Origin of the sequence: Streptomyces lancefieldiae (assembly GCF_031845825.1) — a bacterium.
GTDB lineage: Bacteria > Actinomycetota > Actinomycetes > Streptomycetales > Streptomycetaceae > Streptomyces > Streptomyces lancefieldiae.
Genome location: NZ_JAVRFH010000095.1, coordinates 1 through 12,533 on the forward strand (window position 1 = coordinate 1; position 12,533 = coordinate 12,533).

General features: G+C 73.3%; 12 protein-coding genes and 1 pseudogene. 6 read left to right on the forward strand and 7 right to left on the reverse strand.

Annotated features, from left to right (window positions below; genetic code table 11):
• Positions 1 to 37: 37 nt before the first annotated feature.
• Positions 38 to 1,654: an ABC transporter permease gene (locus RM812_RS38840; protein ID WP_311585172.1), complete on the reverse strand. Its 1,617-nt coding sequence runs from the start codon at positions 1,652 to 1,654 to the stop codon at positions 38 to 40.
• On the reverse strand, positions 1,651 to 2,559 hold the full coding sequence (locus RM812_RS38845; RefSeq protein ID WP_311585173.1) for an ABC transporter ATP-binding protein: 909 nt from the start codon (positions 2,557 to 2,559) through the stop codon (positions 1,651 to 1,653). Before RM812_RS38845 ends, RM812_RS38840 begins: the two co-directional genes overlap by 4 nt.
• Before the next feature lie 74 nt (positions 2,560 to 2,633).
• Here RM812_RS38845 and RM812_RS38850 point away from each other — a divergent pair, with 74 nt between their 5' ends.
• Positions 2,634 to 3,140, forward strand: coding sequence for a GbsR/MarR family transcriptional regulator (locus tag RM812_RS38850; RefSeq protein ID WP_311585175.1), 507 nt, complete (start codon positions 2,634 to 2,636; stop codon positions 3,138 to 3,140).
• Positions 3,141 to 3,395: 255 nt separating this feature from the next.
• On the opposite strand, the gene RM812_RS38855 is transcribed toward RM812_RS38850, so the two are convergent.
• Positions 3,396 to 4,331, reverse strand: coding sequence for a diacylglycerol kinase family protein (locus RM812_RS38855; protein WP_311585177.1), 936 nt, complete (start codon positions 4,329 to 4,331; stop codon positions 3,396 to 3,398).
• Between the two features lie 184 nt (positions 4,332 to 4,515).
• On the opposite strand from RM812_RS38855, the gene RM812_RS38860 reads away from it, so the two are divergent.
• From RM812_RS38860 to RM812_RS38870, 3 genes are all read left to right on the forward strand, one after another.
• Entirely contained in the window at positions 4,516 to 5,799 is a 1,284-nt protein-coding gene (locus tag RM812_RS38860) for an adenylosuccinate synthase (RefSeq protein ID WP_311585179.1), read from the forward strand.
• A gap of 98 nt (positions 5,800 to 5,897) precedes the next feature.
• On the forward strand, positions 5,898 to 6,413 hold the full coding sequence (locus tag RM812_RS38865; RefSeq protein WP_311585181.1) for a DUF3515 family protein: 516 nt from the start codon (positions 5,898 to 5,900) through the stop codon (positions 6,411 to 6,413).
• Positions 6,414 to 6,509: 96 nt separating this feature from the next.
• The gene (locus tag RM812_RS38870; protein ID WP_311585183.1) at positions 6,510 to 6,710 is read left to right on the forward strand and encodes a hypothetical protein; all 201 of its coding nucleotides are present in this window, start codon (positions 6,510 to 6,512) and stop codon (positions 6,708 to 6,710) included.
• A gap of 53 nt (positions 6,711 to 6,763) precedes the next feature.
• On the opposite strand, the gene RM812_RS38875 is transcribed toward RM812_RS38870, so the two are convergent.
• The 3 genes from RM812_RS38875 to RM812_RS38885 form a co-directional block, all read right to left on the reverse strand.
• Positions 6,764 to 7,414, reverse strand: coding sequence for a hypothetical protein (locus tag RM812_RS38875; RefSeq protein WP_311585185.1), 651 nt, complete (start codon positions 7,412 to 7,414; stop codon positions 6,764 to 6,766).
• Between the two features lie 126 nt (positions 7,415 to 7,540).
• Positions 7,541 to 8,242 carry a GntR family transcriptional regulator gene (locus tag RM812_RS38880; protein WP_311585191.1) on the reverse strand — a complete coding sequence of 234 codons (702 nt, stop codon included), beginning with the start codon at positions 8,240 to 8,242 and terminating at the stop codon, positions 7,541 to 7,543.
• 137 nt (positions 8,243 to 8,379) lie between these two features.
• Positions 8,380 to 9,735, reverse strand: coding sequence for an aspartate aminotransferase family protein (locus tag RM812_RS38885; RefSeq protein WP_311585187.1), 1,356 nt, complete (start codon positions 9,733 to 9,735; stop codon positions 8,380 to 8,382).
• Between the two features lie 23 nt (positions 9,736 to 9,758).
• Between RM812_RS38885 and RM812_RS38890 the strand changes: the two genes are divergently transcribed.
• Positions 9,759 to 10,208: a MarR family winged helix-turn-helix transcriptional regulator gene (locus RM812_RS38890; RefSeq protein WP_311585189.1), complete on the forward strand. Its 450-nt coding sequence runs from the start codon at positions 9,759 to 9,761 to the stop codon at positions 10,206 to 10,208.
• Between the two features lie 78 nt (positions 10,209 to 10,286).
• Positions 10,287 to 12,224, forward strand: coding sequence for a serine/threonine-protein kinase (locus tag RM812_RS38895; protein WP_394816587.1), 1,938 nt, complete (start codon positions 10,287 to 10,289; stop codon positions 12,222 to 12,224).
• 139 nt (positions 12,225 to 12,363) lie between these two features.
• Here RM812_RS38895 and RM812_RS43450 read toward each other — a convergent pair.
• Positions 12,364 to 12,533 (reverse strand): annotated as a pseudogene (locus RM812_RS43450) (SLATT domain-containing protein); the annotation flags it as partial.

The following is a 12,533-nucleotide window of genomic DNA, read 5'->3' on the forward strand; positions in this document are numbered from 1 at the left end:
CCCACCTACTCCGCCCCCACCTGCCCCGCCCGGACCGTCACGTCGTCATGTCCCGTCGCCGCAGCCCGAGCAGCCCCGCCGCCACCAGCACCCCCGCGATCAGCGTGAGCACCAGCACCGGCGCCCAGCTCATCTCGCCGCCCGGCAGCTTCGGCAGATGCCCGAACGGTGACACGTCCAGCACCCCCTGCGGCACATCCAGCGCCGGCCCGACCCACCCGAGCAACAGCACCGCCCCCGCGAGTCCCCACGCGGCCACCGCGCCCCGCGGCAGCAGCCCGTGCAGCAGCACCGCCGCCCCGCCGATCACCCACACCGCCGGGAGCTGCACCAGGCACGCGCCCAGGATCGCCCCGGCGTCCCTGCCGTAACCGACCGCGAAACCGACCCCGGCGAGCAGCATGATGAGCGCCGCGCCGCCGAAGGCGATCACCAGGTGCCCCGCGGCCCACCGCAGCCGTCCCACCGCCCCGGCGAGCACCGGTTCCGCCCGCCCGGACGACTCCTCGCCGCTGAGCCGCAGCACCGACGCGACGACGTACAGCGCGGCGATCAGCCCGAGCATCCCGACCATCGCCGACACGAAGGCGTCGGTCACCCCGGCCTGCCCGCCCATCCGCTCGATGATCTCGCGGGCCTGCTCGTTGTCCCCGACCAGATCGGCCGCGCCCTCGGTCATCCCGCCGTAGACGACCCCGGCGAGGAGGAAGCCGGTGCTCCAGCCGAGCACGCTGCCCCGCTGCAACCGCCAGGCCAGCGCCCCGGCCGTGCCCAGGCGGCCGAAGGCCGGTCCCGGCCGGGTCGGCAGGAAGCTCATGCCGAGGTCCCGGCGCCCGGCGAGCTCGTAGGCCACCAGACCCTGCACCATCGCCGCGCCGCCGACCAGCAGCAGCACCCACCACCGTTCGGCCGCGAAGGGCCGCAGGTTCTCCAGCCAGCCCAGCGGCGACAGCCACGTCAGCACCGAGGAGCCGTCCGTCGTGGCGGAGTCGCCCGCCGCACGCAGCACGAAGGCTCCGCCCAGGACGGCCGCCGTCAGCCCCCGGGCCGGCCGCGCGCTCTCGGTCAGCTGGGCGAAGATCGCCGCCAGGGTGGCGAAGAGCATCCCGACGCCCGCGATCCCGAGCCCGAGGGCCGTCGCACCGGCCACCCCCTGCCCGGCCAGCCCGGCGACGACCAGCAGCGCCAGGACGCCGTTCGCGACCGCCGCGGTGAGCAGGGCCGCCGTCAGCGGGGCCCGGCGGCCGACCATCCCGGAGGCGACCAGTTCCTGCCGGCCGCTCTCCTCCTCGTCCCTGGTGTGGCGTACGACGATCAGCAGGCTCGTCACGGCGGCGAGCGCGGCGGCGTAGACACCGACGCGCCAGGCCGTGAGCGCGCCGAGGGAGTCGTCGAAGACGGGGCCGACCATCGCCCGCAGTGAGGAGTTGGTCTCCATCTGCCGCATCAGGTCGGCGCGTTCGGCCGCGGTGCCGTACAGGCCCTTCAGGGTGTTCGGCATGGACAGCACCATGAGCGCGTTCACCGCGACCCAGACCGGGATCATCACCCGGTCGCGGCGCAGCGCGAAGCGCAGCAGCGTGCCGGTGCCGGCGAGTTGGCGCGAGGCGCCGGACCGTACCGTGAAGGCCGTGGTGGTGGCGGTGGCGGTCATCGAGCCGCCACCTCCTCGGCGGCCTCGGCCTGGTAGTGCCGCAGGAACAGTTCCTCCAGCGTCGGCGGTGTCGACGTCAGCGACCGCACGCCCGACTCGCTCAGGGACCGGAGCACGGCGTCCAGCTTGTCGGTGTCGACCTGGAGGCGGACCCGGCGGCCCTGGACGTCGAGGTCGTGCACGCCCGGCAGGTCGGCGAGCCCGACCGGGGCGCCCGCGAGTTCGGCGGTCACGCTGGTCCGCGTCAGATGACGCAGGTCGGCGAGCGAGCCGCTCTCGACGGTCCGTCCCCTGCGGATGATGCTGACCCGGTCGCACAGCTCCTCGACCTCGCTGAGGATGTGGGAGGAGAGCAGGACCGTCCGGCCGCGTTCGCGCTCCTCGGCCACGCACCGCTGGAAGACCTCCTCCATCAGCGGGTCCAGTCCGGAGGTGGGCTCGTCGAGGATCAGCAGGTCGACGTCGGAGGCGAAGGCGGCGACGAGCGCGACCTTCTGCCGGTTGCCCTTGGAGTAGGTGCGGCCCTTCTTGGTCGGGTCGAGTTCGAACCGCTCGATCAGCTCGGCCCGGCGCCCCTTGTCCAGTCCGCCGCGCAGACGGCCGTAGAGGTCGATGACCTCGCCGCCGGAGAGGTTGCGCCACAGGGTGACGTCGCCGGGGACGTACGCGATGCGGCGGTGTGCCTGGACCGCGTCCGTCCACGGGTCACGGCCGAGTACCTGCGCGGCGCCCGAGTCGGCGCGCAGCAGGCCGAGCAGGACGCGGATGGTGGTGGACTTGCCGGCGCCGTTGGGGCCCAGGAAGCCGTGGACCTCGCCGGTCTCGACCGCGAGGTCCAGCCCGTCCAGCGCGCGCGTCCGGCCGAACGACTTGTGGAGCCCGGAGACGCTGATTGCCTTCGTCATGTTTTGGAAAGTACGCTTCCTTCAGAAATTTGTGAAGTTAAGAAACCGTCAGGGTTGTGAGAGATGATCGGACGATGACGGAACCAGCCGAAGCGACCGGACCGGGGCGTGACCCCGAGGCGGTGTCGAAGTTCGTCGAGGGCTTCGCCGCGCAGCTCGTCGAGGCCGGCATGCAGCGGATGCCGGCCCGGGTCTTCGCCGCGCTGCTGGCCTCGGACTCGGGTTCGCTGACCTCGGCCGAACTCGGCACACAGCTCAAGGTCAGCCCGGCCGCCGTCTCCGGCGCCGTGCGCTACCTCGCGCAGCAGCACATGGTGTCGCGGGAGCGTGAACCGGGCTCACGGCGGGAGCGCTACCGGGTGCACAGCGACCAGTGGTACGAGGCGCTGACCAGCCGCGAGGCCGTTCTCAAGCGATGGGAGGCAGCGCTCGGCGAGGGCGTCAGAAGCCTCGGCGCCGAGACGCCGGCGGGCCGGCGCATGGCCGAGACGCTCGCCTTCTTCGAGTTCGTCGACGGCGAGATCGCGGCCATGATGGAGCGCTGGCGCGTCCACCGGGAACAGACCTACGGCAGGGACTGACGGCCGCGGTCACCCCCGGGGAAGCGTTGGGCAGCGTCACCCCTGCGTGGAGTCATTCCCGCGCCCCGTCACTGCGCGGCGTCACCCCCGCGCAGCGTCATCCCCTGCGTGGAGTCATTCCCGCGCCCCGTCACTGCGCGGCGTCACCCCCGCGCAGCGTCATCCCCTGAGTGGAGTCATTCCCGCGCGCCGTCACCCCCGCGCGCCGTCACCCCCGCGCGCCGTCACCCCCGCGCGCCGTCACCCTGCGCGGCGTCACCGCGCGGCGTCACCCATGGGCAGCGTCAGTCCCCACGCCCCCTCCCGTACCACCCACGTCCGCGTCCGTACCGGCCCCGACACCACCGCGTCGGCCCGGTACCGGAAGTGCGCCCCCGACACGGTCACCGTCCGTCCGCTCGCCGTCAGCGGCGACGCCTCCGCGCCCACCGACACCGGCCGCACCTCCACCTCGGCCACCCCGCCGGCACCCGGCATCACCGACACGGCGTCGACCGGCTGGTCCAGGTCCACCAGGGTCACCCCGTCGACCTCCACCCGCAGCCGCATCGGACCGGCCGCGCCCGCAGGGGACGTGATCCGTGCCGGCCGCGTCGACGCCAGCGTCCGCACGAGGGACTGGTAGGTCCGCAGCCACGGGTGCGCCGAAGCCGAAGCCGAAGCCGAGGCGGAAGCCGAAGCCGAAGCCGAAGCGCCCGGCCCAACCCCGGCGCCCGCGTCCGCACCCGCGGCCTCGCGTGCCGCGACCGGCGGAATCCGCACCGCCCCCAGCACCACCCCGTCGCTGTCGTCGACGAGCAGGTCCAGGCGCCGTTCCGCCCCGTCCAGCACCGCCCGTGCCGCCGCCACCGCGCCCGACGGCAGCCCGAGCGCCCGGGTGAGGCCCAGCACCGGCCCCACCGGCACCACGGACAGCGCGCACGCCGCGAGCTCCCGGTGCCGGTGCAGCAGGGTGACGGCCCGCAGCAGCGCGCGGTCGTCACCGACCACCACGGGTCGCCGCGAGCCCCGTCGCCGCAGCGCCCGGGCGAACTCCTCCGGGCCGTCCGGCAGGCACACCTTCGTGCTCGCCGCACCCGCGCTGAGCACGTCTTTCGCGATCCGGACGGACTCCCCGTCGATCCGCCGGGCGACGGGATCGATGACCACCAGGAGCTGATCGGGCGTCGTGGAAGTCGCCACCTCGGCCATGCCTCGCTTCCTCGGGTAGCATCTTTGTGCAAGAGCCCCTTGCGCTATTGCGCCAGGGGCTTCGTCTATTCCGGGGCATCCGGTCCGACGGTTGGCGGCCAATGACGGTCGCGGTGCACGCGGCGGAGACCTCCGCGTACGCCCTCGACCATGGACATGCCCCGCCCGGAAGGGGTGTACGCGCGTGCCCGCACTTGTGCTGCTCGGTGCTCAGTGGGGTGACGAAGGCAAGGGAAAGGCGACGGACCTGCTCGGTGGTTCCGTCGACTATGTGGTGCGCTACCAGGGCGGCAACAACGCCGGCCACACGGTAGTCGTGGGCGACCAGAAGTATGCCCTCCACCTGCTTCCTTCCGGAATCCTCTCTCCCGGCTGTACGCCGGTCATCGGTAACGGCGTCGTCGTCGACCCGTCGGTCCTGTTCTCCGAGCTGAGCGGGCTGAACGAGCGCGGCGTTGACACGTCCAAGCTCCTGATCAGCGGAAACGCGCACATCATCACGCCGTACAACGTGACCGTCGACAAGGTGACGGAACGCTTCCTCGGCAAGCGCAAGATCGGCACCACCGGGCGCGGCATCGGCCCGACCTACGCCGACAAGATCAACCGCGTCGGCATCCGGGTCCAGGACCTCTACGACGAGTCGATCCTCACGCAGAAGGTCGAGGCGGCGCTCGACGCCAAGAACCAGATGCTCACCAAGCTCTACAACCGGCGCGCGATCGCCGTCGGCCAGGTGGTCGAGGAGCTGCTGGGCTACGCGGACAAGCTCGCGCCGTACGTCGCCGACACCGTCCTGGTCCTCAACCAGGCCCTCGACGACGACAAGGTGGTCCTCTTCGAGGGCGGCCAGGGCACGCTGCTCGACATCGACCACGGCACGTACCCCTTCGTGACCTCGTCGAACCCGACCGCGGGCGGCGCCTGTACGGGCGCCGGCGTGGGCCCGACGAAGATCAGCCGGGTCATCGGCATCCTCAAGGCGTACACGACCCGCGTCGGTGCCGGTCCGTTCCCGACCGAGCTGTTCGACGAGGACGGCGAGGCGCTGCGCCGCATCGGCGGCGAGCGGGGCGTGACCACGGGCCGCGACCGCCGCTGCGGCTGGTTCGACGCGGTGATCGCCCGTTACGCGACCCGGGTCAACGGCCTCACCGACTTCTTCCTCACCAAGCTCGACGTCCTGACCGGCTGGGAGCAGATCCCGGTCTGCGTGGCGTACGAGATCGACGGCAAGCGCGTCGAGGAGCTGCCGTACTCGCAGTCCGACTTCCACCACGCGAAGCCGGTCTACGAGATGCTGCCGGGCTGGAGCGAGGACATCAGCAAGGCGAAGTCCTTCTCCGACCTGCCGAAGAACGCCCAGGCGTACGTCAAGGCGCTGGAGGAGATGTCCGGCGCCCCGATCTCCGCGATCGGCGTGGGTCCGGGCCGGGACGAGACGATCGAGATCAACTCGTTCCTGTAGGACGCCACCCCGGCCGGGGCTCCCGAGGGGCCCCGGCCGACGGGCGGATACGCTGGCAGGCGCCGGCAGCAGGACGAACAAGGCGGAGCGAGCGGACCATGCGGATCAGCAACCCCTTGCCCGTCGGTCTGCGCGGGAGGGCCACGACCCGGACGTGGATCTGGCTGACCGTGGCGGTCGTCGCCGTGGCCGGCGTGCTCTTCTTCGTCGACAGCCACCGCGTCTCCGCCGCCCCGCACGCCGACGACCCCCGCTGCGACAAGGTGCTCTCCCGCCTCCCGGACGGCATTCCCGGCTCCTCCCGCGACTGGACCCTCGGCGAGGGGGTCGCGGCCTGGGGCGGTCAGTCCGCGGTGTTCCGCTGCGGCGCCGAGGAACTGCTGCCCAACATCAACCTCTGCGTCACGGTCGACGGCGTCGACTGGGTCCTGGACGAGGAACGGCTCAAGCGCGACGGCGTGAGCGTCCTGCGCACGTACGGCCGCTCACCGGCCGTGGAGTTCACGTACACCGGTCCGCGCGAGGAGGTGGGCGGGCTCCTGGCCGCGCTGAACCCCGCCGTGAAGTGGCTCCCGCAGGACAGGAAGTGCATCGGCGTCGCCGACGCCCTGTAGTCCGGCGCCACCGCGGGTTCCGCTCCGTGGACCGGCCACTGCCGTTCGGCCCCCTCCGTCGGGCGCCGGTGCGGAGCATGGTGTCGGATCGAGGGCATGACCGACCGTGACCGCGCCGATTCCTGCCGGGGTCCGTACGGTGGAGAGGCCGGCCCCGGGCACTGCGGCGACCCGGCCCGCTTCGAGGTCGCCCGGCACGGACGGGCACCCCTGCGGGTGTGCCCCGTGCATCTGGGGCCGTCGTTGCTGATGGCGGACGGGGTCCTGTGGCCGCCGGACATCTCCCTGATCCGGTGAGCGCTTCGCCGGACGCACCACTGCCCCCGGGTCCTGCGCCCGGGCTCCGGCCCTCAGCTGAAGACGATCATCGACCCCTGCGCCAGACTCCGCGTGGCCGCCGCGTGCAGGCCCAGCCACACATGGCGCTCCCGGGCGAAGGGGCTGGAGTCGTACGGCGCGGGCACCGCCGGTTCCTCCAGCTCCGTCGGGGCGAGCGGCGGCTGTGGCGCGGCCGGGGGGTTGGCCGGGTCGATGCCGAGCGCGGGGGCGACGGTCTCCAGTTCCCGCAGGAGGGTGTGCGAGGAGCCCAAGGGTCCGCCGCCCGCCAGGAGTTCGTCGTCGGAGAGCGGGTGGGGAAAGTCGACGGGGACGTACGCGCCGGCGTGGTCGTAGTGCCAGACCAGGTGCGACTGCTGGGCCGTCGACTCGAACATCTCCAGCAACTGCTCGTAGTCGCCGCCGAGTTCGTCGACCGGTGTCACCGGCAGCCCGCACACCTGGAGCAGGTACGCCCGGCGCAGGAAGTGCAGCGCGTCGTAGTCGAAACCGGCCACCGGGGCGACCTCGCCGGAGAGTCCCGGCATGTACTGGTACACCGGCACCGGCGGCAGCCCGGCCTCGGCGAGCACCTTGTCGTATTGCGCGAGTTCCTCGGCGAACGGGTTGTCCGGCGTGTGGCACAAGACGTCGACGAGCGGTACCAGCCACAGGTCACAGGCCAAAAGAGGGCTCCTCACACAGCACGGTGGTCACGGCAGCGTAGTCGGTGCGCGGTTCGTGCAGGTCCCATACCCATCTGGGACCGCGCCACGACACGTCCGGCGTTGGTCATCCGCCCCCGCACCCGGTCATCGCCCGGTGATCCGCTCGATCAGGGCGAGGGAGTGGGCGTTGTACGCGTCGACGAGCGAGCGCGCGGCCGGCACGTCGCGGCGGGCGAGGGCGTCGACCAGTTCGGTGTGCCCGGACCACAGCTCGCCGCGCAGGTCCCTGAGCCGCCGCAGGTGCTGCACCGTGCACACCCAGCTCTGGACGCGCAGCCGGTGCAGGAAGTCGGAGAGGTAGGGATTGCCGAACAGGGCGGCCAGCTCGCGCCAGTAGCGCAGGTCGTAGCCGATGAGGACGGTCAGGTCCCCGGCCGCGGCGGCGCGCTGCGCCTCCTCGCCACGCCGCCGGACTCCGGCGAGGGCGACGACGATGCGCGGGTCGTCGGGGTCCGGCCCGCGCTGCGGGTCGTCGGCGAGGACGAGGAACATCCCGTCGGTGACGAGGCCCCGGGCCGCGATCATGCCGCGGAAGTCGTCGACCGAGTACTCGTGCACGTGGAAGCCGCGGTGGTGGTCGGCGTCGAGGAGTCCCTGTGCGGACAGGTCGACCAGTGCCTCGCGCACGGGCGTCGCGGACACCCCGTACTGCTCGGCGATCTCCTTGACGGTGAACTCCTGCCCGGGCTGGAGCCGCCCGGCCAGCACCTCGTCGCGGAGCGCGTCGGCTATCTGCCGTCGCAGGGTGCTGCGCGTCACGGCTCCGGTGCCGCTGGGGCCGGGCATGGTCGGGCGGTCTCCTCGTCGCGTGCGGATGACGTGCTCGTGCACGTCCACGTCCACATGCACGGACGTGGACATGTGTACGAGCACGCCACCTTACGTGGTGCGGCTGTTCGACCGGCCTCGCGCGGACCGCGGTCCTACACCGTGTAGTCGTCCGCCACGGACAGTGCCGTGTCGAGCGCCGCCAGGCCCTCCTTCAGTTCCGCCTCGGAGACGTTGCACGGCGGCACCACGTGGGTCCGGTTCATGTTCACGAACGGCCACACGCCGTGCGCCTTCGCGGAGGCGGCGAACGCGGCCATCGGCGTGTTGTCCTGCCCGGTCGCGTTGTACGGCACCAGCGGCTCCCGGGTCTCCCGGTTCCGCACCAGTTCCAGCGCCCAGAACATGCCGACCCCGCGCACGTCACCCACGCTCGGGTGCCGCTCGGCCAGCTCCCGCAGCGCGGGACCGACGACCTCGGCACCGAGCCGCGCCGCGTGTTCGACGACACCCTCCTGCGCCATGACGTTGATCGTGGCGACGGCGGCGGCGCAGGCCAGCGGGTGCCCGGAGTAGGTCAGCCCGCCCGGGTAGGGACGCTCGGCGAACGTCTCGGCGATCCTCGCGGAGATCGCGACGCCGCCCAGCGGCACGTAGCCCGAGTTCACGCCCTTGGCGAAGGTCATCAGGTCGGGGACGACGTCGTACAGGTCCGCCGCGAACCAGGTGCCGGTCCGCCCGAACCCGGCCATGACCTCGTCCAGCACGAAGACGATCCCGTACTTGTCGCAGATCTCGCGGACCCCGGCCAGGTATCCGGCCGGCGGCACCATGATCCCGGCCGTGCCCGGGATCGTCTCCAGGATGATCGCGGCGACGGTCGACGGTCCCTCGAAGGCGATCGTCGTCTCCAGGTGCTCCAGCGCCCGCGCGCACTCCTGCTCCTCCGTCTCGGCGTAGAAGCGCGAGCGGTACAGGAAGGGCGCCCAGAAGTGCACGACCCCGGCCGCGCCGCTGTCCGAGGCCCAGCGGCGCGGGTCGCCGGTGAGGTTGATCGCCTGCTGGGTGCCGCCGTGGTACGAGCGGTACGCCGACAGCACCTTCGGCCGCCCGGTGTGCAGGCGCGCCATGCGCACGGCGTGCTCCACGGCGTCCGCGCCGGCGTTGGTGAAGAAGATCTTGTCCAGGTCGCCCGGCGTCCGCTCGGCGATCAGCCGAGCCGCCTCCGAGCGCGCCTCGACGGCGAACGCGGGCGCGAAGGTCGTCATCCGCGCCGCCTGCTCCTGGATCGCCGCGACGACCCCGGGGTGCTGGTAGCCGATGTTGGTGTAGACGAGCCCGCTGGTGAAGTCGAGGTAGCGCTTGCCTTCGTAGTCCCAGAAGTACGACCCCTCGGCGCCGGCGACGGCGAGCGGGTCGATGAGCTCCTGCGCGGACCAGGAGTGGAAGACGTGCGCGCGGTCCGCGGCCTTCACGGCGGCGCCGGCCTGGGGGTTGGGCTGAGGGGTCATGCGGCCGAGGGTAGATGTCCGCGATGCGGAAACGGAATCGGCGTCCTGTCTGCGGACGGGGGCTTTCCGCGACAGGTTGTCGACGCGCGGAGGAGCTGGCCCGCCCCGCCGGACTCACCGCCGCCCGGTGGCAGGTGCTCGGCGCGGTGCTGCGCGAGCCGCTGCCCGTCTCCGGGGTCGCGCGGGCGATGGGCATCACCCGGCAGAGCGTGCAGCGCGTCGCCGACCTGCTCGTGGCACACGGCCTCGCCGAGTACCGGCCCAACCCGGCCCACCGCCGCGCCAAGCTGCTCGCGCCGACCGGGGCGGGCCTCGCCGCCGTCTCCCGTATCGATCCCGGCCACGCCGCCCTCGCCGACCGGCTGGCCGAGGCGTACGGCTCCGAGGAGGAACTCGCGGTGGCCGTCCAGGCACTCGAACGCCTGTCGAAGGCGCTGGGCGAGCTCGGCGACCCGCCTGTTACGGAACCGTAGACAATCGCGACTCACCGTAAGGCCGCTCCGCCACTATCCTCGGTCTGTTGCACACGTGCGGGGGGAAGGCGGCGCAACATGGAGAAGCTCGGGGGCGGGGACCCGATGGGCGTGGACCCCCCAGGTGTTCGGCACGGGGGGAGCATCGGCGCCTACCGGCTGCTGGGGCGGCTCGGCGCGGGCGGCATGGGGCACGTCTATCTGGCCCGGTCGGACCGTGGGCGCACGGTCGCCGTCAAGCTGGTGCGCGAGGAACTGGCGGCGCAGGACGAGTTCCGGGAGCGGTTCCGGCAGGAGGTCGCGTCCGCGCGGCGGGTCGGCGGGTACTGGACCGCGCCCGTACTGGACGCCGACACCGAGGCCGCCGTGCCGTGGGTCGCCACCGGGTACGTCGCGGGCCCCAGCCTCCAGCAGGTCGTCGGGCACGACCACGGCGCCCTGCCCGAGCGTTCCGTACGCACCCTCGCGGCCGGACTCGCCCACGCCCTCCAGGACATCCACGCCGCCGGGATCGTGCACCGCGACCTCAAGCCGTCCAACGTGCTCGTCACCATCGACGGCCCCCGGGTCATCGACTTCGGCATCGCACGGGCCCTGGAGACGGTCACCGAAAGCGGACTCACCCGCACCGGCGCGCTCGTCGGCTCGCCCGGCTTCATGGCACCCGAGCAGGTGCGCGGCGACCGGATCACACCGGCCTGCGACGTCTTCTGCCTCGGCTCGGTCCTCGCCTACGCCGCCACCGGCAACCTGCCCTTCGGCACCGCCACCAGCGGCGTGCACGCCCTGATGTTCCGCATCGCGCAGGAGGAACCCGACCTGGACGGCGTGCCCGAAGGCATCGCCGACCTGGTCCGCGACTGCCTGAGGAAGGACCCGGCCGCCCGCCCCGCCCTCGACGAGGTCCTGGAGCGCACCGGCGCGCGGGACACGGTCGCCGAGGGCCGTTCCCGGGACCCCTGGCTGCCCAGCGCGCTGGTGGCCCAGCTCGGCCGGCACGCGGTACGGCTACTGGACACGGAGAACCCGGAAGCGCCGGAGGCCGGGCCGGTCCCGCCCGCGCACGCCCCGCAGTCGAACCCGACGCCGCCCCCGCCGCCGAGCCGGGATCCGGCCGGGCCGCCGCCCCCGCGCGATCCGGGCACCGGCGCCGGCCCGGTGAACCACCTCCCCACCCAGGTCGCCGGCGCGAACCCGCCGACGCCCCCGCCCGCGTACGGCCACCCGCAGCAGCCCCGGACCCCCGCCCCCGGACACGCCCCCGCCGCCCCGGGCTGGGTACCGGCCCCCGCAGTGCCGGGGACACCACCGGGGACACCACCGGCGTACCACCCGTACGGCAGCCCCGGCTCGACCCCGCCCTACGGTCCCCCGCCGTACGGTCCCCCGCCGTACGGCCCGCCGCCCGAGCCGGCCCGGAGAGGCCGCTCCACCGCTCTGCTGATCGCGGTCGCCCTGGTCGTCGCACTGGGCGCCGGAGGCTCGGTCTACGCCCTGATGAGCGGGGACGGCGACACCAACCGGGCCGGCGGCGACCCCACGCCCACCTCGACGGCCGGAGCGCCCCAGGACCCGGGCCCCGCGACGGAGGGCTCGGATCCGACGACCGAGGCCGACCGGCCGACCACGCCCCCGCCCACGTCCTCGGCTCCCGCGGACGGCACGGTCCCGGCGGCGTACCTGGGCACCTGGGCCACGACCCTCGACAACGCGTCCGGCGAGCACACCCGGGAGCTGACCATCCAGCAGGGCGAGGTGGGTGACACGGTCCTGTCCCTCGTCGCCGACGGCCCCGCCGGAAACGGCACCTACTACTGCGTCTTCGAGGCCGACCTGACCACTGCCCCGGGCCCCGACGGCCCCCTGCGCCTGGGCCCCTCCACGGTGACGACCGGCCCGCCCGCCTCCTGCACGCCGGGCGAACCCACCGTGGTCACCCTCCTGCCGAACGGCACCCTGGAACGCACGAACACCACCACGGGCGAATCCCTGACCTACACCCACCAGCAGCCGTAGCCCCGAGCGGCCCGGGTGGGCGGTGGGGGAGTCACCCCGCAGCGCCGGGCAGCCGGCGCGACCCACCCCCGGCCGACACCCACGCCGTGCACTCGGCAGCCCCGGACCACCTCACCCCGGCGGCACAGCCCACCGCAGGTCACCGCGGCTCCGGCGGCCGCTGCCGAGGCATGTTCGGCCGAGCCCCACCCGGCGGCACCGAGAACCGCCCAGGCCCTCCCGCCCCCGCCTCCGCCTCGGACCGCGCCCCACCCGCCGCCACCGACGGCAACCCCGACGGCGCCGACCCTGCCCGGAAGTCCACCATCC

Coding starts and splice junctions, on each gene's coding strand:
- RM812_RS38840 (WP_311585172.1), bottom strand. CDS start 1,654: ATGACCGCCACCGCCACCACCACGGCCTTCACGGTACGGTCCGGCGCC.
- RM812_RS38845 (WP_311585173.1), bottom strand. CDS start 2,559: ATGACGAAGGCAATCAGCGTCTCCGGGCTCCACAAGTCGTTCGGCCGG.
- RM812_RS38850 (WP_311585175.1), top strand. CDS start 2,634: ATGACGGAACCAGCCGAAGCGACCGGACCGGGGCGTGACCCCGAGGCG.
- RM812_RS38855 (WP_311585177.1), bottom strand. CDS start 4,331: ATGGCCGAGGTGGCGACTTCCACGACGCCCGATCAGCTCCTGGTGGTC.
- RM812_RS38865 (WP_311585181.1), top strand. CDS start 5,898: ATGCGGATCAGCAACCCCTTGCCCGTCGGTCTGCGCGGGAGGGCCACG.
- RM812_RS38870 (WP_311585183.1), top strand. CDS start 6,510: ATGACCGACCGTGACCGCGCCGATTCCTGCCGGGGTCCGTACGGTGGA.
- RM812_RS38880 (WP_311585191.1), bottom strand. CDS start 8,242: ATGCCCGGCCCCAGCGGCACCGGAGCCGTGACGCGCAGCACCCTGCGA.
- RM812_RS38885 (WP_311585187.1), bottom strand. CDS start 9,735: ATGACCCCTCAGCCCAACCCCCAGGCCGGCGCCGCCGTGAAGGCCGCG.
- RM812_RS38890 (WP_311585189.1), top strand. CDS start 9,759: ATGCGGAAACGGAATCGGCGTCCTGTCTGCGGACGGGGGCTTTCCGCG.
- RM812_RS38895 (WP_394816587.1), top strand. CDS start 10,287: ATGGAGAAGCTCGGGGGCGGGGACCCGATGGGCGTGGACCCCCCAGGT.